This window comes from Brevibacterium casei CIP 102111 (assembly GCF_900169275.1).
GTDB lineage: Bacteria > Actinomycetota > Actinomycetes > Actinomycetales > Brevibacteriaceae > Brevibacterium > Brevibacterium casei.
Genome location: NZ_FXZC01000004.1, coordinates 441,072 through 461,126, shown reverse-complemented (window position 1 = coordinate 461,126; position 20,055 = coordinate 441,072). Strand labels below are relative to the sequence as shown.

15 protein-coding genes are annotated in these 20,055 nt (G+C 63.6%); 3 read left to right on the top strand and 12 right to left on the bottom strand.

Translation table 11 applies throughout. The annotated features are described in order from the left end of the window. Nucleotides 1-182 precede the first annotated feature (182 nt). The 5 genes from BC102111_RS11865 to BC102111_RS11845 form a co-directional block, all read right to left on the bottom strand. Nucleotides 183-944: a glycosyltransferase family 2 protein gene (locus tag BC102111_RS11865; RefSeq protein ID WP_063249997.1), complete on the bottom strand. Its 762-nt coding sequence runs from the start codon at nt 942-944 to the stop codon at nt 183-185. Beyond that, a complete protein-coding gene (locus tag BC102111_RS11860; protein ID WP_101624431.1) occupies nt 944-2,332 on the bottom strand; it encodes a bifunctional PIG-L family deacetylase/class I SAM-dependent methyltransferase in 1,389 nt (462 codons plus the stop codon). The genes BC102111_RS11865 and BC102111_RS11860 overlap by 1 nt, the downstream gene beginning before the upstream one ends. Beyond that, nucleotides 2,329-3,381 (bottom strand): acyl-CoA dehydrogenase family protein, encoded by a 1,053-nt coding sequence (locus BC102111_RS11855; RefSeq protein WP_101624430.1) that lies wholly within the window; start codon nt 3,379-3,381, stop codon nt 2,329-2,331. The genes BC102111_RS11860 and BC102111_RS11855 overlap by 4 nt, the downstream gene beginning before the upstream one ends. Before the next feature lie 161 nt (nt 3,382-3,542). After that, on the bottom strand, nt 3,543-4,211 hold the full coding sequence (locus BC102111_RS11850) for a TetR/AcrR family transcriptional regulator (protein WP_063249994.1): 669 nt from the start codon (nt 4,209-4,211) through the stop codon (nt 3,543-3,545). A 189-nt stretch (nt 4,212-4,400) separates the two neighbouring features. Beyond that, nucleotides 4,401-4,673, bottom strand: a complete 273-nt coding sequence (locus tag BC102111_RS11845; protein ID WP_009380367.1) for a GlsB/YeaQ/YmgE family stress response membrane protein — start codon at nt 4,671-4,673, stop codon at nt 4,401-4,403. Between the two features lie 369 nt (nt 4,674-5,042). Between BC102111_RS11845 and BC102111_RS11840 the strand changes: the two genes are divergently transcribed. Next, nucleotides 5,043-6,449, top strand: a complete 1,407-nt coding sequence (locus BC102111_RS11840) for an alpha,alpha-trehalose-phosphate synthase (UDP-forming) (protein ID WP_101624429.1) — start codon at nt 5,043-5,045, stop codon at nt 6,447-6,449. Between the two features lie 58 nt (nt 6,450-6,507). Here BC102111_RS11840 and BC102111_RS11835 read toward each other — a convergent pair whose 3' ends face one another. Both BC102111_RS11835 and BC102111_RS11830 read right to left on the bottom strand, forming a co-directional pair. Further along, entirely contained in the window at nt 6,508-7,212 is a 705-nt protein-coding gene (locus BC102111_RS11835; protein WP_101624428.1) for a response regulator, read from the bottom strand. Then, the gene (locus BC102111_RS11830) at nt 7,202-8,938 is read right to left on the bottom strand and encodes an ATP-binding protein (protein ID WP_101624427.1); all 1,737 of its coding nucleotides are present in this window, start codon (nt 8,936-8,938) and stop codon (nt 7,202-7,204) included. The genes BC102111_RS11835 and BC102111_RS11830 overlap by 11 nt, the downstream gene beginning before the upstream one ends. 141 nt (nt 8,939-9,079) lie before the next feature. On the opposite strand from BC102111_RS11830, the gene BC102111_RS11825 reads away from it, so the two are divergent. Both BC102111_RS11825 and BC102111_RS11820 read left to right on the top strand, forming a co-directional pair. Further along, nucleotides 9,080-10,456, top strand: coding sequence for a cation:dicarboxylate symporter family transporter (locus BC102111_RS11825; protein ID WP_101624426.1), 1,377 nt, complete (start codon nt 9,080-9,082; stop codon nt 10,454-10,456). Between the two features lie 219 nt (nt 10,457-10,675). Further along, nucleotides 10,676-11,614 carry an LCP family protein gene (locus BC102111_RS11820; RefSeq protein WP_101624425.1) on the top strand — a complete coding sequence of 313 codons (939 nt, stop codon included), beginning with the start codon at nt 10,676-10,678 and terminating at the stop codon, nt 11,612-11,614. Nucleotides 11,615-11,641: 27 nt separating this feature from the next. On the opposite strand, the gene BC102111_RS11815 is transcribed toward BC102111_RS11820, so the two are convergent. The 5 genes from BC102111_RS11815 to BC102111_RS17560 form a co-directional block, all read right to left on the bottom strand. Further along, nucleotides 11,642-13,078 (bottom strand): hypothetical protein, encoded by a 1,437-nt coding sequence (locus BC102111_RS11815; RefSeq protein ID WP_101624424.1) that lies wholly within the window; start codon nt 13,076-13,078, stop codon nt 11,642-11,644. Between the two features lie 536 nt (nt 13,079-13,614). After that, nucleotides 13,615-14,625 carry an XcbB/CpsF family capsular polysaccharide biosynthesis protein gene (locus BC102111_RS17565; protein WP_146001424.1) on the bottom strand — a complete coding sequence of 337 codons (1,011 nt, stop codon included), beginning with the start codon at nt 14,623-14,625 and terminating at the stop codon, nt 13,615-13,617. 62 nt (nt 14,626-14,687) lie between these two features. Then, nucleotides 14,688-16,271 (bottom strand): glycosyltransferase, encoded by a 1,584-nt coding sequence (locus BC102111_RS11810; RefSeq protein ID WP_101624423.1) that lies wholly within the window; start codon nt 16,269-16,271, stop codon nt 14,688-14,690. Further along, entirely contained in the window at nt 16,268-19,558 is a 3,291-nt protein-coding gene (locus tag BC102111_RS11805) for a glycosyltransferase (protein WP_101624422.1), read from the bottom strand. Before BC102111_RS11805 ends, BC102111_RS11810 begins: the two co-directional genes overlap by 4 nt. Further along, nucleotides 19,501-20,010, bottom strand: coding sequence for a tetratricopeptide repeat protein (locus tag BC102111_RS17560; RefSeq protein ID WP_219618473.1), 510 nt, complete (start codon nt 20,008-20,010; stop codon nt 19,501-19,503). The genes BC102111_RS11805 and BC102111_RS17560 overlap by 58 nt, the downstream gene beginning before the upstream one ends. Between the last annotated feature and the right edge of the window lie 45 nt (nt 20,011-20,055).

The following is a 20,055-nucleotide window of genomic DNA, read 5'->3' as shown; positions in this document are numbered from 1 at the left end:
GGCCGGCCGATCAGAGGCGCGACGATGCGCGCTCAGTTCACAAATCCAACAGTCGCCGGGGTCGTCGGACGACGACCCCATATCCGCGGTGGTTCCCACGTGCGGCTTCACTCCATTTCGGTTCTTGAAAAGTCAACTCTCCCCAGCGTACCAAGTTCCCCTGACGCGACAGGATTCTCACATCATCCTGCGTGGGACTTCTCAGCATCGATGTCGCCGAGGCGGCCGTCCGTCTCGTCGGCGAGCTCCCGCAGGTAGGTGCTGAATCCTCCGTGGCAGCGACCGAGCATCCGCGCCGAGGTGACGACCCGGCAGTCGTCGGTCCGCCGGATGGTGCCCCCGACCGCGGTCACGGCGTGGACCATCGCGACGTCCTCGCCGAGGCGCAGCGGCGGACATCCGCCGATCCGTACGAAGTGGGAGCCCCGGATCCCGAGGTTCGCTCCGAACACGTGGTCGTGTCCCTCGCCGAGGTGGTGCGCGGCGAACCATGCCTCGATGAGGTCGTCGTTGCCGACGTCGGCCCGGGGTTCGACGGTGCCGACGACACAGTCCGCGCCCTGTCCGGCATGGTCGAGGTGCGCGGTGATCCAGTTCTCGGGCACCCGGGTGTCCGCGTCGGTGAAGACGAGCCACGTGCGCTCGAGCACAGCCTCGTCGGCATTGACCGCGGCGATCGCATCGAGTGCCGCCTGTGCCCCGGCGTCGCGGGCGCGGCCGACGTTGCCGAAGGGCACGGTCATAGGAGTGACGACGGGGTGCCTGGCGGCGAAGCGCTCGATGAGGTCGGCGGTGCCGTCGGCGCATCTGTCGGCGACGGCGATGATCTGCACAGAGGACAGGGGGCTCGCGGCCTCGACGGCGGCGACGAGCGCGGTGAGGCAGCCGAGGATCTCCGCTTCCTCGTTGTGGGCGGGAACGACGACGGCGACGTGGTCGATCATCACGCCTCCTCCCCTCCGACGCGCACCGTGCGGGAGACGTGGAGGACGTCGAGCCGGTACTCGCCGACATCGTGGTGGAGGCGAAGGGCATCCGGCCAGCGGTCGAGGCAGATCGCGTGGACCTGTGCGGCGTCGAGCGGCCAGTCCTCGATCTCCCCGGTCCAGTGGCAGAGGACGAGGATGAAGTCGTCGCGGGTCGACTCCGCGATCCGGTCGAGGGTCTGCTCGAGCTGCCCGGGTGTGAGGTAGTAGCCGGTCTCGGCGAGGACGACGGCGTCGAAGCGGCCGGCCGGCCAGTCCTCGGGCAGGGTGCCGTGGACGAAGTCGATGCCGTGCCCGGAATGCCGGCGACGCGCCTCGGCGAGCGCTGCGGAACTCGCGTCGACCGCGGTGACGTGGTCGGCGACCTCGGCGAGGGCACGGCTGAGCTCGCCGATCGAGCAGCCGATCTCGATGATGTGGTCGAACTGGCCCTCCGGCAGGGCGGCGATGAGGGCGCGGCGTTTGGCGATCTCGTAGGCCGAGGTGCGCACCTCCCACGGGTCGGGTCGTTCGGTGTGCACGCGATCGAAGACCGCCTCGGCGGTGCGGGCATCGTTCGTCTCCCGCACCTGACCGGTTCCGGTGTGGTCGTCGGCAGATCCGAAGCGGGTGACGGCGAACGTGTCCCCGCCGCGGGCGAAGTGCGCGAGGAACTCTGCCGGGAGGATCGCCTCGTCTCCGGGCCGGTCCGACAGCGGTCGGATCTGCGAGGGATAGTGCGCCCACAGTCCCTGCCGGTCGAGGCCCGCCGGATCGGGGAGGAACGCCCACTCCCGCCACGCACGGTCGGTGGGGTCGGCCCAATGCCAGTACCAGATGGGGAACTCGAGCACCGTCGCCGACCGCCGCCGACCGACCTCGAGGGCCGCCCGCCCGAGGGTCTCGTGGTCGCCGTGGCCGTCACGGCTGTACGGAGCGACGATCGTCACCGGGGCGGGCAGGGCGGAGACGGCGGCGTCCACCTCGGCGAGGATCTCCTCATACCGGGCCGGAAGCCCACCGTCGCCGAGGTCGAGGAACCGCGCCGTGATCGACCCTCCCAGCCCGGTGAGGGCGGAGTCGAACTCGGCAAGGCGGATCTCCCGCAGCTGCTCGGGGGTGTGCGTCGGGGACTGCGGGTGGGAGTTCTCCCCAGCCGTGCACAGAAGGACATCGACGTCGCGCCCCTCCGCACCGAGGCGGGTGAGCAGTCCCGGACAGCCGAGGGCCTCGTCGTCGGGGTGGGCGAGGAGGACGACGACGGACCCGCCCGGCAGGGTGTCCGGCGCGAACCGGGGCAGCTCGGCGACCCCGGCCTCCGCCCACGCGTCCTCCGGGGTCGTCTCGTCGAGGTGGGTGAAGGTCATCGTGGTGTCGCGTCGGCGACGATCGCCTCGCCGAGGGAGGCTTCGTCGCGGGGGCCGTGGTGCTGGCTGAGGTAGACGGTGAGGTCGGCGTCGGCCTTCGCGAACTCTCGGTCGCCGGTGAGCGCTGCGGGACCGGCGAGTTCGCGGCTGAGCTCCTGGATGCGCTGGCACGCGCGGTAGACGAGGTTGCGCACGCGCAGGGCCTGGGTCCACGAGTCGTCGTGGGAGTCGATGTCGCCGCTGCCGGCGAGCTGCGCGGCGTGGGCGAGGACCGTGCGGGCGGCCGTGATCTCCGTGTCGATCTGTCCCAGCGTCATCGCCCCCAGGGGTGAGGGCTGGGGCCTTCCGAAGTGGCGCTGGGCTGCGTTGCGGGCGAGCCCGAGCGCCCCGCCGAACCAGCACGCCGCGACGCGGATGCCGCCCCACGCGAACCCGGGCCGCTGCAGGTACCACTCAGGCGGTCCGACCGCGGTGGCACGCGCGCCGTCGAAGACGATGGGGCCGCTGGGGATCTCGGCGAGCCCGAGGGCCGGCCAGTCCGCCTCGGCGGGGTGGACCCCGGGCCCGGTGAGGTCGACGGCCACGGTCTGTCGGGCCTCGCCGAGGCGGACGGAGACGATGGCGTGGGTGAGCTCGGTCGCGAGCGAGCACCAGGCCTTCTCCCCGTGGAGGACGAGCGTGCCGTCGGCCGCCGGGGTCGCGGTGACGACTCTGCCGGGGATCTCGGCGGCGAAGACGCCCCATGAGGACTCCGGCCCCGGGGTGGGGTGTCCCGCCTCGGCGAGGATGCCGAGGGCGTCGATGTGGGGTTCGAGCATGCGGGCGACGGCGACATCAGCGGAGGCGATCGCGGTGAGCGCATCCCACTGCTTGAGCGCCGAGGAGGTGCCGGTGAGGTTCCAGAACCCCTGGAGTGCTGCGAGTCGCGTGGCCAGTGGCGCGGTGCTCGTGACGAGTTTGAGGAATTCGTCCTCATGGGGCGAATCGGTGCCCGGCCGGTACCAAGGCTTGGTGAGTTCGGTGAGGGCTCTGACGAGCGGTGTGTGCATGGGCGGGACTCATCCCTTCGATCGGTGGGGCGGTTCCGAAGTCGACAGTCGAGGACCCGTCAGGACCTGACCGTCATGATGTGAGGCCGGCGCCACCTGGCTGCCGTCGGCGGCCCGCGCCGACGTCGGCGCGGTGGTCCGTTCGGTGGGGGCGGCTCGGGTCACGAGTCCTTGGTCGTGCGGATGCGTTCGATGAGGTCGTCGAGGCCGTCATCGAACTCGCGGTCGGAGTGGTCTTCGGCGAGCATGTCCTGGAGGCGGTTGAGCGTCGGGTAGTTCCCGAGGCTCTCACTGCTCTCCCCGCCGTCGGCGTCGTCGTCGATCTCGGAGGCGATGTCGATGCCGAGCGCGGAGACCTCGAGGACGAGGTGACCGAGGAGGAAGCTCGTGAAGGCCTTGTAGGCGTCGACGACACGGTCGTCGGAGAAGCCGTAGTCCTGGAGCGTGGAGAGGAAATAATCGACCCAGCGCACGCTGCGCAGCGGCGGGCGCAGCCACGGCGCCTCCGGCGGTTGGGTGATCATGAGCGGGAACATCCGCGGATGGCTGAGCGCGAGGTCGCGCATTGCGTTCGCGACGAACCGCAGAAACGCCTCCCATGATGCGGGCTGCTCCTGCATCAGCTCGTCGTCGAAGAGATCGTCGATGAGCTCATCGACGGCCAGCGAGACGAGCTCTTCGCGTCCCGAGACATAGTTGTACAGGGCCATTGCCTCCACCTCGAGCGACATCCCCAGTCGGCGCATGGACAGCGATTGCACACCGAACTCATCGATGAAGGCAATCGCCGCCCGGACGATGTCCTCTTGGCGCAAGCGCTGACGGGCCATTACTACTCCTGGAATCACTGATCCCGGTCGGGGAGGCCGATGCCACCCCGACCGCGATCTGTCGCGAGGTCCTCGTTCGTGCCCGAACCGTCGGACCGGCGTCGGCGGCGGGCGCGTTCACTGCCCAGTTTAGTGCACTGAACGCGCCCGCCGAGATGACCTGCGACCAAGTGTTCACAGGTCAGCGACTCACGCGTTGGTCGCGCGCGAACGACCGGTGATCAGTCCCCAGATGAGGAGGACGATGATCGAACCGCCGATGGCGCACAGCCACGTCGAGAGCGAGAAGAACGCATTCATCTCAGCGCCGAAGATCAGGCCGCCGAGCCAGCCGCCGACCAGGGCGCCGATGACGCCGAGGATGAGGGTGGCGATCCAGCCGCCGCCCTGCCGACCGGGCAGAATGGCCTTGGCGATGGCACCGGCGATGAGGCCGAGAATGAGATAAGCGATGAAACCCATTGGTAACTTCCTTCAACTGCATAATGGGATCCGGTGGGCCTGTGAGCCCGCCGCGACCATGTCGGTCGCAGGAGCTCACAGATGTCGCGGATCAGCGGCCTGGCCTTGGTTCCCAGGGCCAGGAGATGAGCATGGAGACAAGCCGCCTCGCTGCTTTCTTACACTGTAATCCCACCGGGAACCCAATGCCAACAAAACCCATGCGGCGGGCACGAGAAGCCGATTCACCGACAAGTCGACCAGGGTTCATTTTTTCAGATTTACGACGTAAAGTAGATGGCGGTATTCTCGTCGCGAACAGGCAGCGCCTCCCGGTGCGCCCGGCCCCGAGAATCGCGGCAGCCGTCCGGATGCCGCTGAGAGATCATCGTGTCCACAGAAGCACAGCGCCACAGGTTCCTTGTCGTCGCCAACCGGCTGCCCTGCCAGCGGGCCGCCGACGCCTGGCGGTCCTCTCCCGGCGGTCTCGTCGCCGCCCTCTCCCCCGTCGCCCAGCGCCACGGCGGCGCGTGGGTCGGCTGGTCCGGCATCGCCGACGACGAGACCGAACCCGAGCAGCAGTCCGACATGGCGCTCATCCCCGTGCGGCTGAGTGCAGACGAGGTGGAATCCCACTACGAGGGGTTCGCCAACAGCACGATCTGGCCGCTCTATCACGACCATGTCGTCGCCCCGCAGTTCAAACGGTCATGGTGGGAGGCCCACCAGCGGGTCAACCGTCGCTTCGCCGAGGAGGTCGCCGCCTCGGCGGCACCCGATGCGCTCGTGTGGGTCCATGACTATCAGCTCCAGCTCGTTCCCGGACTCGTCCGGTCGATGCGGCCCGATGTGCGGCTCGGGTACTTCACGCACATCCCGTTCCCGCCCGTCGAGCTCTTCGCGCAGCTGCCGTGGCGGACCGAGGTGCTCTCGGGCATCCTCGGCGCCGACGTCATCGGCTTCCAACGACAGGCTGACGTCGAGAACTTCATCGCCGCGTGCACCCGCATCCTCGGCGTCGACCCGCGCGAGGACGGCACCATCGTCGGCGCCTATCCGGTCTCCGTCGACTCCGAGCGCATCGGCACGCTCGCGAAGAGCGCCGTGCGCGACGGGGCACCGTCCAGAATCCGATCCGAGCTCGGCGATCCGGAGACCGTGCTCCTCGGCATCGACCGACTCGACCACACGAAGGGGATCCTCGAGCGACTGCTCGCCGTCGAGGAGCTCTTCGACGACGGCACCCTCGACCCGGCGACGACACGGTTCGTCCAGATTGCCGTGCCCTCGCGTGAGGCGATCCCGGCCTACCGTCAGCTGCGCGCCGACGTCGAACGGACGGTGGGGCGGATCAACGGGAATTTCGGCGGTCTCGGCGGGGCGAGCATCCACTACCTCCACCGCGAGTACCCGTTCGACGACGTCGTCAAGTGGTACCTCACCGCCGATGTCCTGCTCGCGACCTCGCTGCGCGACGGGATGAACCTCGTCGCCAAGGAGTATGTCGCCGCCCGGCGCGGCCGCGGCGGGGTGCTCGTCCTCTCGGAGTTCGCCGGTGCCGCCGATGAGCTCACCGAGGCCCTCATCGTCAACCCGCATGACCGCGATGCGCTCAAGGACGCGATCGCCGAGGCGGTGGCGACGGAGGCGGCGAACGCGCACTCGCGCATCGAGGCGATGGCGACGACGGTGGCAGATCACAGTCTCTGCCGGTGGGCCACCCGGTTCCTCGACGACCTCGAGGCCGCGGTCCACGAGACCCCCGGAGCCCTGCCGAGGCTGAGCGCCCTGCAGTGAGGGAGCAGGCAGTGACGCGCCGACGGTGACCTGCCGCCGCGGTCCTCTCCGCGCGCCCCTACGCCCAGCGGTACTCGTACTCCGGGCGGCCCGGGGTGCCGTGCCGGGGCTGCTTGACCGCCTGCCGGGTGGTCACGAGGTGTTCGAGGTAGCGACGGACCGTGACCCGGGAGAGGTCGAGCGCCCGCCCCACCTCGGTCGCCGACACCGGCGCCGGTGCCTCCCGCACCGCCGCCGAGACCGTCTCGAGCGTCTCCTCGATGAGCCCCTTGGGCAGGCGCCCCGGGGCGACCGACCTAAGGGCGCTGAGCGCGCTGTCGACCGACTCCTGCGTCGCGAGCTCGCCTCCCCCGCTCAGACCCTGCCGGAACGCCCGCTGGTTCTCGAGCTTCTCCCGGAACGCGGCGAACGCGAACGGTTTGATGAGGTACTGCGTGATCCCCACCGCGATCGCCGAGCGGATCACCGGCAGATGCCGCACCGCGGTGATCGCGATGATGTCGACCCCGGTGTTCCGACTCGTCATCCGCTTGGCCACCTCCAACCCGTGGGCGTCGACGAGGTTCATGTCGAGGAGGACGAGGTCGACCGGCCTGCCCTCTGCGGTCAGCGCGTCGAAGCGCTCGAGTGCCGCGGTCCCGCCGAGGCTGATCCCGACCACCGTGAAGCCGGGGACCCGCCGGACGAAGTCCGCGTGGGCCTCTGCCGTCATCGGGTCGTCCTCGACGATGAGGACCCGCAGGTCGTTGTTGTCAGCGGCCATCGGTGCGCTCCCGCCCCTTCCCTGTCACTGTCTCTGTCTCCGTCGTCGTCTCATCCCCCTCGCCGAGGCGGCCGTTCCCTGCCGCCGGATCGTCGGCCCGTGTCACGGGCAGCGTCACCGTGACGATCGCCCCTCCGTCGGATTCGACCGTGAGCTGTCCGCCGAGGCGAGCGACCGCCTGCCGGACGAGCGCGAGGCCGAACCCGCGCCCGCCGGGGTGCGCGGCCTCGGCTTTGCCTGTGGCGCCGAGGCGGAGCATCGCCTCGATCTCCGTCTCGTCGATTCCGGTACCGGAGTCGGCGATGGTGATGATGAGCTCGCCGTCGGCGGCGACGAAGTCCGCCCACACGTGCCGTTCCTCCGAGTCCGCGGCGGCGTCGAGGGCGTTGTCGATGAGGTTGCCGGCGATCGTGACGAGATCGCGGGCGTCGAGGCTGCCCGGCGGCAGCTCCCCGGTCGCGGAGACGGTGAGTTCGATACCGCGTTCGTGGGCCTGGGCGGCCTTGCCGACCATGAGCGCGGTGATGAAGGGTTCGTCGAGGGAGCCGACGAAGGTGTCGGTGAGCCGCTGGGACTCCTGTTCGTCGCGGACGGCGAAGTCGACTGCCTCGGCGGTGCGGCCGAGTTCGATGAGCGTCGAGACGGTGTGCATGCGGTTGGCGTGCTCATGGGTCTGCGCGCGCAGCGCCTCGGAGAGGGTCCGCATCGTCTCGAGCTCGTCGGTGAGTTCGGTGAGGTCCGTGCGGTCGCGCAGGGTGACGACGGTGCCGCTCGCCGCGGAAGCCTCCCCCTGCCGGGAAGCGCGATCGTGAGGCTGTGTGGCCCGCTTCTGGTTGAGGACGAGGACGCGATCGGCGGTGAGGTGGGTTTCGTCGACGGCGACCCGACCGGAGTCGAGGAGGTCACGGATCGAGGTCGGCAGGGCCACCTCGACGAGGGGAACCGGCTCATCGTCGGTGGGACGGGGCAGGTCGAGGAGGGCGGCGGCCTCATCGTTGTAGAGGACGAGCTGTCCCCGGTCGTCGACGAGGATGAGCCCCTCACGGAGCGAATGGAGCGCGGAGTCGTAGAACGCGAAGAGCCGTTTGAGCTCCTCGGGCCCGTAGCCGAGGGTGACACGGCGGAGGTAGCGGCTGAGGATCCACGCGCCGAGCCCGCCGAGGGCGATGGCGACGGCGGCGATGATGAGGATCTGCGGCAGCGCCGCGGCGTGGGTGAGCGAGATCGTCTCGAGGGTGACGCCGACGGCGACCATCGCGGTGACCGCACCGGTGTCGTCGACGATGGGGACGATCGCCCGCACCGAGGGACCGAGGGTGCCGACGTACTCCTCGGTCTCGGCCCGCCCGGTCAGGGCGGTGTCGATGCTGCCGATGTAGGGCCGGCCGATCTCGTCGAGATCCGGGTGGGTGTAGCGGGTGCGGTCGCGGTCCATGATCGTCACGAAGTCGACGTCGGCGGTGTCGACGACGGTCTGCGCATACGGCTGGAGCCGGGCGGACGGGTCGGGGCCGGTCACCGCCTCGGCGACGAAGGGGTCGTTGGCCAGGGTCTCGGCGATGCTGAGGACCCGGTCCGCGGTCGCATCCCGCGCGGAGTCACGGGCGGTGAGGTAGCTGGTGACGCTGAGGACCGCGCACACGGCGACGATGAGGACGAGCTGGAGGACGAAGAGCCGCCGCGCCAAGGGCACCGACCGACGCCCGGACGTGCGTGATGTCGCCATCGTCTCTCCTCTCCGCCGTGACAAGCTTCCCACGCCGGCACCTGCCATGAACACTATGAACGCAACCGTGACAGCGGTCACGGACCTTGCCACTCTGGGTGGGCGAAGGAACCACCGACCACTCAATGAGGAGACAAGGCAATGCCGCCTGAGAACACGACCCCCGCGACGCCGACGACGGCGAAGAAGCGGGACCGCACCCACTGGCTCTACATCATGGTCATCGTCGCCGTGGTCTCGGGGGCCGCGATCGGCCTCATCGCCCCCGAGGTCGGCATGGCCCTCAAACCCCTGGGCACCGCGTTCATCGCGCTCATCAAGATGATCATCGCACCGATCATCTTCTGCACGATCGTCCTCGGCGTCGGGTCGGTCGCGAAGGCCGCGACCGTCGGCAAGGTCGGGGGCCTGGCGATGATCTACTTCCTCTGCATGGCGACGCTGGCGCTCATCATCGGCCTCGTCGTCGGCAACCTCATCCACCCCGGCACCGGACTCCAGCTCAAGCCCTACGAGGATGCCGCGGGCGGTGAGGACAATGCGACCGTCGAGTTCCTCCTCGGCCTCATCCCCGGCGACATCCCGGTCCTGCCCACCCTCGTCCTCGCGCTCCTCGTCGGCTTCGCCCTGCAGTCGATGGGCAAGGCCGGGGAGCCGGTCATCACCGGCATCCGCCACATCCAGGCCGTCGTCTTCAAGCTCATGATGATGATCATGTGGGCGGCCCCCGTCGGCGCGTTCGGTGCGATCGCCGCCGTCGTCGGCGCCACCGGGTGGGCGGCGATCGGGTCGATGGCCGTGCTCATGGGCGCCTTCTACCTCACGTGCGCACTCTTCATCGTCATCGTCCTCGGCGGTCTGCTCAAGATCGTCACCGGGCTCAACATCTTCCTCCTCATGAAGTACCTCGCCCGGGAGTACCTGCTCATCTTCTCGACCTCGTCATCGGAGTCGGCACTGCCGCGGCTGCTCGCGAAGATGGAGCACGCCGGGGTCTCGAAGCCGGTCGTCGGCATCACCGTGCCCACCGGGTACTCGTTCAACCTCGACGGGACCGCGATCTACCTGACGATGGCCGCGCTCTTCGTCTCGAGTGCGATGGGCATGCCGATGGACCTTGGGCAGCAGATCTCGCTCCTCGTCTTCATGATCATCGCCTCGAAGGGCGCGGCCGGCGTCACCGGCGCCGGACTCGCCACGCTGGCCGCAGGCCTCCAGGCGCACCGGCCCGAGCTGCTCGACGGCATGGGCGTCATCGTCGGCATCGACAAGTTCATGTCCGAGGCCCGCGCGCTGACGAACTTCACCGGCAACGCCGTGGCCACCCTGCTCATCGGCCGGTGGACGAAGGAGATCGACCTCGACCAGGCGCGGGCAGCGCTTGACGGCTCGAGCCCGTTCGACGAACTCAGCCTCGACCCGGAGAACCACGGCGGGACCGTCGAGTCGCCGGAGTCCGAGTCACCGGCGTCCGGGTCACCGGCGTCCGGGTCACCGGCCACGCTGTCGCGGACGTGACGGTGTCGCGGACGTGAGCGTAAGGTGACGGCGAACTGAACAGTTCCCGACCCGACGGGGCGGAGGCGAGATCGCGCCTCCGCCCCGTCGTGTTCCCTCCACTCGACCTGTCGTTGGGGATAGAGTTTGAGGTGCGTCAGTGAGCCTCTCACCTCCCTCTCCGCCAGGGTCGGGCTCGCCGGCCGGACGAATCGAGAGGCGCTGAGAAGGGGAACGGCGATGGTCAAGCCCAAGACGGTGGCATCGGCTCTGGGGTCGCTCGGCGACGTCAACCGAGCCCGGGCGGCGTTCGACGACTCCTCCCGCAAGCTCGCCGACGAGCAGGCGTTCCCGCCCGCCGACATCCGCCCCTCCCCCTCCGATGCCCGCACCCTCGCTCTGCGCGTCACCACCCCGACCGTGCCCGGTGAGCCGACTGGGCCCGTGCCCGGGGCGGCGGACTCGAGCGGCAACGACCTCTTCGCCCTCGTCCATGTGCCCGCGACCGGTGACACGGCAGGGTTCCTCGTCCTCAACCCGTCCGTCGAGATCGAATCCGGACGCAGCCTCGCCTCCCTCGTCGACGAGGGCGGGTGGCCGGTCTTCGTCGCCATCGCCGAGGAGGTCCTCGGGGTCCGCGTCGACCATGTCGTCGAGCTCTCCGCCGAGGCGCTCGGCAACGTCATCGACGTCATCGGACCCGTCGCCGTCTACGGCCGCACCCCGTTCGAAGCCGGCGGCACGTCGTTCGTCGAGGGGACGAACTCTCTCGACGGTGCGTCAGCGGTGACGTTCGCTTCGGCGGCCGCCGTCGACGATGCCGGGCAGACGCGCACCCGCAATCAGCGGGCCTTGCTGCGCGCCCTTGTCCAGGCGCTGCGACAGGGTGGGCTGGCGAAGGATCCGGCGAAGCTCACCGCGGTGCTCAGTGCGGTCTCGTCCGGGGTGCGCACCGATCGGGGGCTGACGACGATCGAGTTGGACAAGCTCGCCAATGTCATCCGGCAGATCCCGCAGGACGACGTCGTCGCCGTCACGGTGCCGGCGACTTCGGAGCGCCTCGAGGACGGCACGGTGCGGGTGTCCTTCGACGCCGAGGCGCTGCCGGCTCTGCGGCAGGCGCTCGGCGGGCATGACCTCAAGGAGTTCCTCCGCTACGTCGCGTCGCTTGGGTACTGAGGCGAAGCCGCGAGAGCGCGAGCCGCGTCAGTCCCTACTCATGATCAACACGGTCGCTGAACTCGCGGCGAGGTCGATGCGCAGGTCGTTGTCGTCCGTGGGGCTCGCCGTCGGGGTCGGCCCGCTGTAGGGAACAGTGTCCGGCAGCGGGTTCGCGGGGATGACCTGGGTGGCGTTCTTCGCTTCGTTCGAGGGCCCGTAGATCTGGGAGGCCCGGTCGACGGAGAAGCCGTCGGGGATCTCGAGCGTGACCGGGTTGCCGGCGATGTCAGCGGCGTCGTTGGCGTTGATGACCGTCGTGACGAGGCTTTGGCCGTCGTTCTTGGTCACGGTGTAGGCGCTCATGTTCCCGCCGCCGTCGATGTCCGTCTTCGTGAAGGTGCCGCCGATGCTCGGGACGAGGAGCCGCATCGCCGCGAAGTGCGGGCGACCCTGGAGCGTGGCTGAGGCAGTGCCGTGGTCGGCGGGGTCGCAGACGAGCGACATCGGGGCGCCGCCGTTGCAGGCGCCGAGCATCGAGTGCATGGCTAGGCGGTCGACGCCGAGGGATGCTGCGTAGAGCGTGAAGTCGGCAGCCCACAGGGACATCGCGTTGGTCAGGGAGGTGTCGTTCGTGCCGCCGCAGCTCGTCGGGCCGGTCTCTTCGAGCCAGAGCGGGAGGCCGGCGGCGTCGGCCTTGGCCAGGCCGATCTCGAGGTTCTCCTTCGCCGCTGCCTTCGCGGACGGGGCGACGAGGTTCTCCGCCTGCGGGCCACGACCGGGCACCTGCGTGGAGTCGCATTCGTAGAGCTGGTACCAGTGCTGGGCGATGGCGGTCGTGTTGTCGACGTCGGCTCCGACGAAGGCGTCCATCCAGGCGCCGTCGTAGGCGTCGGGGCCGATGATGGGGGCATCGGGGCGCTTCGCATGGATGGCGTCGGCGTAGGCTTCGAGCTGCTTGACGTACTCGCTGCGGTTCCAGCCGTCCCCGCGGACGGCCCCGTTGGGCACGTCTTTGACGGTGTAGCCGTTGGGTTCGTTGCCGATCGCCAGCCCGACGAGGGAATCGCCGAGGATGTCGACGGCGTTGACCGCCATGTCGGCGCCGCGTTCGGGATCGTAGGTGCCGAGCGGAATCCCGATCGTCACGGTCGAGCCGGTGGCATCGACGAGTCGCTTGAGGTTCCTCAGGTCGTCAGGGGTGACGGCGACCTGCTCGGGTTTCGGCGGTGTCTCCCCTGTCGACGTCCAGAACGTCCGTCGGTCGAGTCCGTTGCCGCCGAATCGCAGCGCCGGACTGCCGAGGGATGTGAGCAGATCGTCGAGATTGGAGGCAGCCGGGTCGAGTCGCGGATCGGCGAGGTCGGTCGCTTCGAACGAGATGCCGATATTGGACGCGCCGAAGTCCTCGCCTGCGCTGTCTTCGCTGATGGCGATCGTTCCGGCGTCGCCGGTCGGTCCGGACCCAAGTTTCTGAGTGAACACCGTCGGTGTAGGACTGGGTGTCGAGGTAGCCGTATCCGTCGCAGAGTCCCGCATCGGAGTGCCGATCGTGCATCCGGCGATCACCAGCGCTGACGCCATAGCGCCACCGACCTGCAGCGTTCGCTTCACGTTTCCCCACCCCGGCAGACTCTTCGGCATCGACACCAGACAGCCTGCATGAGCGGCCAGCCACCGACGCAAAAGATGACCGAGCGTTGCCAGTGCTCGCCCGACCCACCACGGTAAGGGACGATTCTCACGGCACGCCCGATTAATGCGGAAATCAACCAACTAACGGACAACGAGAAGAGCACCACCCATGCTGGAAAAATACCTTTGAGCCAGTCCCTGACCCCGAAAACCTTCTCGGCTTTTCCAGGGAAAACTCATGAGGGCGGGTTATGAAACGCAGAACAATATGGACGATAGCAACAATTAGCCCAACATCCAAGACGAAGAGAAGTACATCTAATCTCCATGAAATCACTCCGATCGGGATTCGATGATGAACAGGGAGACATTACCACAGAAAACCTTCAATCGATTCGCAGTCTGCTACCCGGGAACTGCAAGCCAGCCGACCAGACATTCAATAGCCCCGTCACAAACCGCAGTGTACGGCCGCTAACGTCGGGGTGATCGTTTATCAACGGATCATGACTTTCAGCAAAAAGCAACGCGCTATGCGGCACCTTTGATGCAAGGGTCTCAATTGTGGAATACAAAGGCGAACGCGGGGACGTCACTATACCAATGCGCGCCGTGTTACCATGCGACGAAACAGAGTCAACGACACGAGAAAATAGTTCCTCTTTCCTCTCGATGAACACGGTCCCGCTGGTCCAGTGAGAATCGAGATACTTCGATTCATAGTAATAATCGTCCACAACTGGATCAACGGCGACGCACTTCCACCCATCACCATTAACAAGTGCGTGCAATAACGCACCCGAGCCGCCTTTAGAGCCGCCGTAAAGTATGACGCGCTCCGGATCAATAGCATATAGAGAGGCAATCTCACCAATTAACGATTGGACTCGGTCTATACGATCTGGAGCAAATACCGTAGGAGAATAGAAGCCTCCGACCACGCCATCAATATCTGCGATACGAAGAACCACAACACCCTGGCCGACATGCTTGCCTATCGAAGAGAAATTTTGCTCAAAAAACCTGCTCAGGCCGGGACCGTCAAATGGAAGAGACATCGACGAGAACACAACGATCAATGAGCTAGCGCGCTCAATAGCATTGTCATCGTTGATTGAATAGACAGTACCCCGACGATCGACATTATAAGATCCATCCGTGATCTTATGCCACAATTTAGAAATGTGGTCGTGACGAACAAGGGAAGAGGTGCTGCCATCGGATTTATATAGAAACCAACCGTTCCTTGCAAACCATTCTACGATTGGCCTAAACTCCCGAATTCGAGACCCAATTCGGATAAGATTGGAATCATCCAAAGCAAAATTCCGATGTTCCACTTCGACCAACAAAACGTCGTCATGAAGATCTTTCAAAGAACTCAGCAGCTCGTCCACCTGAGATGAAAGACTGCAGCGAACCGCACCAGGGCCTACAAGTTGCAACAACGCGTTACCTCTCACTTTCGGGACGCGGAGAGCTGAAAGAATAAGTTCTCCCAGTCCCGGACCAGCCTATCTTTAGAGAACATCGCCATTTTGACGCGACTAGCTTTCGACATTGAAGCAAGAGACGTGGGGTCATCCAAAAGCACACAAGCGGAATCAATCATATCAACAACATCACCTCGCTCAACTATAATGCCGTTCTCAAGGTCGTCCACAAGCATCCTAGCCCCGTACTTAAAATCAAAACACACGGGGACGCATCCAGCGCGCATCGCTTCCATAAGCGTAAGTGACTGGCCCTCGAAGGAAGACGGAAATAGCGCGATCTCCGCACGCTCAAAGACAGTTGAGGTATCGTTTGTGAAGCCTTTCAGCGATACGGAGTCGCTCAAACTCTGCTCCGATATTAACCGCCGGATATTTCCTTCGTCATTCCCGCGGCCCCACAACTCCAATCGGGCACCGGGATGACGTTCGAGCAACCGGGAAAACTTCTCGATGACAAGGCGCTGACCCTTAACCTGGTCCAGCCGACCAACAACAACAACCAGGCCTGTCTCCCGAGCTGCCACCGGAGTTCGTGACACCTTCAACGGCTGTGGAGCGGCGTGCGGGATGGTGTGAACGTTTTGCAGTTCCGGAAAGCGTTTCCGGATGTCAAATCTTTGCTGCGGAGTCAGCACGACGATTGCGTCCATATCTTCGGCATTATGAAATGTAGGACCCAGTTCAGGCTTAATAGGTGCCCCAGCGCCATGGGGTGGACCCAAGTGGGAACTGTGCAAAGTGTAAATGGTCGGTACCCCCGACTTTCGAGCGAACTCCTGCAGATCCGAGAATTTGAATGCGTACTCACAAATCACGAAGTCTTCGGTACCAATTTCAAAGCATGAGCTCAACCAGAAACCGAGGAGCGACTCGTCCCTATTAAGGTTTCTGTATCGCGACCGCCCTTCTCGGACTGTGACAGTAGCGACTTTTTCATCGGATCCGTATCGAATACGGCAATAGACTACACCGGACTCATTATAGAACTCGTCCCAGACTGGAGATTCATTGCGGTATCCAGTCCCTCGGATCAGCCTTCCTCCTGGACTAAAATAAAGGCGTTTGACGCGCTTTTTATCAATCAATTCATCCAAAAATAGTGGAGTGCTACGCTCATCTACGTAACCGAAGTATCTATAGAGGTGCTTGTCGTAGTAGCGTACAACTTGGCCATTGCTATCGTCGTACCGTGCATCTAAGCGTCCGATGTAGTCGCTCAGCAGCGGACTCGAGAATTGCGATTCCATGTACCCGTCCGGAAGTCCAGCCTGCGCGGCCAGATCGAAGTACAAGTTGCGTACAGCAACTTTAGGATGAAGTCGTCCGGAATCGACCAACGCCTCAACGTGCCATTTAAGGTCGACCTGCCACACATCCACCAGTATTGTCACAGTCCATCCGGCTTCGCTCAATGAAGAAGCTCGTTCAATGAAAGAGTTTGCCAATCCTGCAGCACCGTGCGTGAGAGGGCCGCTCAACAACATGAACACTATCCCGCCGGACTTCATCTCGGTGACATCTTCTAAGTGCCATTGCTTGTCGGTCACTGCGCACCTTCTGCATTCGATGTATCGTAGGCAAGTTCCACCGGTTCGCCGCCTACGCCAAGAATGGCATTCAAGGCGTGCTTCCGCGCTTTCTCCACGTAGCCCCAAGCGTCGAATTTGTCACTCGGCTCGTACCCGTTAATCAGGTCAAGGAACCCTCGGACTAGACCTTCCATACTGTTTTCCACTAGGAGGCCGGCACCGTCAGCTAGAATCGACCGCGGTCCGGGGATATCAACCGACATAATACGAAGGTCAAGTACAAGACCTTCCAAAATCACAATGCCCTGACCTTCATGGTGTGAAGCAAGTACCAGGTTGTCACAGTGCCTCATATGGGCGAAAGGCGACGCCAGCAATCCGGTAAAGAAGACTCGATCCTCGAATCCAGCCAGCTGAATCTTTCGCTCCAGCTCCATTCGCAGCGGACCATCCCCGATGACGACCAACCCCACATCCGGATTCATTTGAGCGACCTGCAAAAACCCGTCGATCAGACGGTCCGATCCCTTTTCGATGGAGATTCGTCCAACTGCCACAAACGTGGACCGATGGGCAGCGCAAAATTGTGCAAAATCGTGCTCAACTTCAGCCTTCGCTTCGTCCAGAATGCGGTGAATGTCAATTAGATTCTCAGCCACTAAGAACTGTCCCGGTCGAGTCCAAGCCGTCAAATTCTTCCGGTTCTGCTCGAGCGCATCCGCCGAGACGCACGCTAACGCGTCGAAGTACTGGTACGTATCGAACACCTTCCATAGGTACGGGAAGCGGGATGAAGCTTCGCCGTACATGTCGGCATGGAGGTACCCCACCTTACGATCAGCAGTGGCGGCCGCGAATAAGTTCGACCAGTACAATGAAAACCCTTCAAAGCCGATCGCGGCCCTGAATTGGGAATATCCAAACAGCCGATGGAACTCGGCTTTGTAAGCTTCATGGATCGCGTCCAGTTGTCGCCTGGTCATCGAATGGCCTTGGTGCTGTCGTGCGATAAGCCAGCGTTGTTCCGCGTTGTCCGTGGAACCCGCGATTCGTGGAATGACAGCTACCATCTCCGTGGCTTCCGAGAAGGACCCAGACCTTTCGGCAAAGGGCGTGATGGCGCTCGGCTCGACCGCGACGATAGGATTCAAATGCGTTTCCGCAAGAACCTTGTTTAGCTCGCCAGCAGCCGAGGTAATTCCATTGGGAATGAAATGACCCTCGAACAGCAGGACGTTGTTGGGCGATGGCTCGCAGCGGGTCTCAGGTCGCGGTTCTAGCAGGAAGTCGATGACGCGTTCGGTTGCTCCTCCGTCTTCATGGCGAAAGTAGACATCGTCGACATTGCCGCTTCCGCTCGCGTGTAATTGCTTAAGCCAGGTCGATACCTCCCCTACATCGGTTAAGACGGGCATACCGATTTCGTGGATGTCAAGAGAGAAGCCACGTTGCGCCGCGTACAACTCCTCGTCGTGAGCGTAGAGAGCCACAGGCAGACCGGCAGCGGCCGCGTCGAATGCGATCGAAGAATAGTCGCTGATTACGGCATCTACGCATCCAAGCAATACGTTCGTATCAATGTCGTCGGGAACCGTATGGACGACTGGTTCTTCGCTCTCAGCGCGACCTCCGAGTGCTACAGGATGTCCACGGTACAAGGCGCAGAATCCTTCGGCTTCTATGAGGGCAAGAACTGAGAGTTCAGTGTCGAAGTCCGAGACGACATTTCCAAGCTCCCCGCGCCAAGTGGGTGCGAACAGGACCGCTTTCTGACCCTGTTCAACTCCAAGCCGATTCCTTACCGCTTCGCGCGTTGAGTGTTGCATGTTCAGCGTTGTATCCATACGGGGCGAACCGGTCAGCTCAACATGCCCTTGGAAAAGGTTGGATATATTGTATTGATTAAGTAACTGATCTCGCGTATGGGAATTTGGCAACGCAAAGTGTGTCACCTGGAGGAAGTTTCGCGCTGCGTTTCGATAATCGAAATTTCCGTTCCTAATTTCCCGGCCCATCGACTTTATAGGCGTGCCATGCCACGTATTGAGGTACTGTTGACCATCCTGTCTAGAAAAATAGCTTGGAAATGTATTATTGTTGATCAAGTAGCTAGAAGTAGCCAGTTTGCGCAGATAGAGATCGCTTTCACGAGGGACGACGATCACATCTGGTCTATCTTGCAACGCCGGCGGCAGGTACGATCGGTTCGGAAGCACTACATAGTGGTTAAAATGTTCAAACCGAGGGTCGTCAACCATTTCGAGCACCATAGGTAAAACGTTGCACGTCAGTTTTCCACCATGATTACTTTCGTAAAGGATGGAAGACTCGTCAATGCTCCACCAACGTTGGAAAGCTCCGAAACGCATCGCATTGCGAACTCCGCGGTTCTTTTCATACGACACATGGTCGACTATTGATGGCTCGCGATAGATTCTCGACTTCAGAATCGCATCGACTGCCGGACCTGTCATGCCTGCGCCTTCGAACGCTCGGCCGAGCAACAGGAAGTTGTCCATTCTGTGCGTCGGATCTCGGTCAACCAATGCTATCCCGGCCTCTACCGCTAGATCCCAGAACCCTGCATCGATTGCTTCTCTGACTACGAATTCCATAGTCGAGGTCCTCTGCGATTTCTTGGCCACGGCAAGTGAACTGGCAAGGCGCGTCTCTAGCGCGGACTGAGCTACATCAAGATCTTCAAAGGTGCGAGGTGACGGTGACAGCCAAGTCAAGCCCGCCAACGCCAAGGCGGCCGCTTCGGTTTCGCCAGCCTGGCTCATACAATGAAGCGCCCTATAGACGCGATAGTCTCGTGCCGATCCAGTTTGAGCCGCCTTTAGGTAGTCAATGGAAGCTTCGAGCCAGCTTTCTTCTCGTTCCAACGCGAGACCCAGGTAGTATCTTATCTTCAGCGCATCCGGGTGTCCTGGTATAGCTGCCCTGAACCATTCGACGGCTTCGCTCCACTCAAACAGTCGGGTAAAAGCAAAGCCGATCATATAGGCGAGGTGCGAATTTGGGGATTCTGAATAGCTCCGGATATACAAATCGCGGGCCCACTGCCAAGCCCCCAACTCCTTCATTAGGCTACCCGGATAACGGTCGTCCCCCTTAGCCCCCGAATTCGCCAACTGATCTACAGCTGTTTGCCATGCCGCGTCTGGACGACCAAGCTCCATAAGCGAGGCCACGACTTGTGCGATGGTCCTCCGTTTGGCGTGCCCCTTCATCAATGCGAAAGCTTCTACGCACACTTCGTACTTGCGCATGTTGTAGGCCGCGCGATCAAATCGCCTTGCCATCCTGGATCAAATTTCAGGTCGCCCGAGCCGTTGGCTAGAATTTCGTACCTTTTCCAGATTGGCTGGTTTGCAGAAAGTTTGAATGCCAGCTTACTTCCCCGCGAGTCTTCGGGATTAGCAAGAGCGAAGTTCACAGCCCACGAAAGGGCCTCAGCGTCTTCGTTTAGGCGATTGAGAGTGACGGCAAGGCGGTAAGGAACCTGATCGTTGAAGCCTGGCCGTTTCACGAGGTTGAGATAGGCTTCCTTGGCTTCTTCGAGCCGTCCCGTTTTCTCCAACAGGAAGGCTCGCCGATAAGCAATTTCGGCGTCATCAGGAAAACGAATTCTACCTGTTTCAAGAGTCTGCAATGCCCGATCTGCACCCTCGCGTCGATCTTGTGCATCTGCGATCAGCATTAAAATTGAGGAACGGCCAGCACGCCGGGTTAGAATACCCTCGACTTGCTCCACGATGCGACCGACTGTGCTCTCTTTGTGTATTTTTCGCCAGCGCGT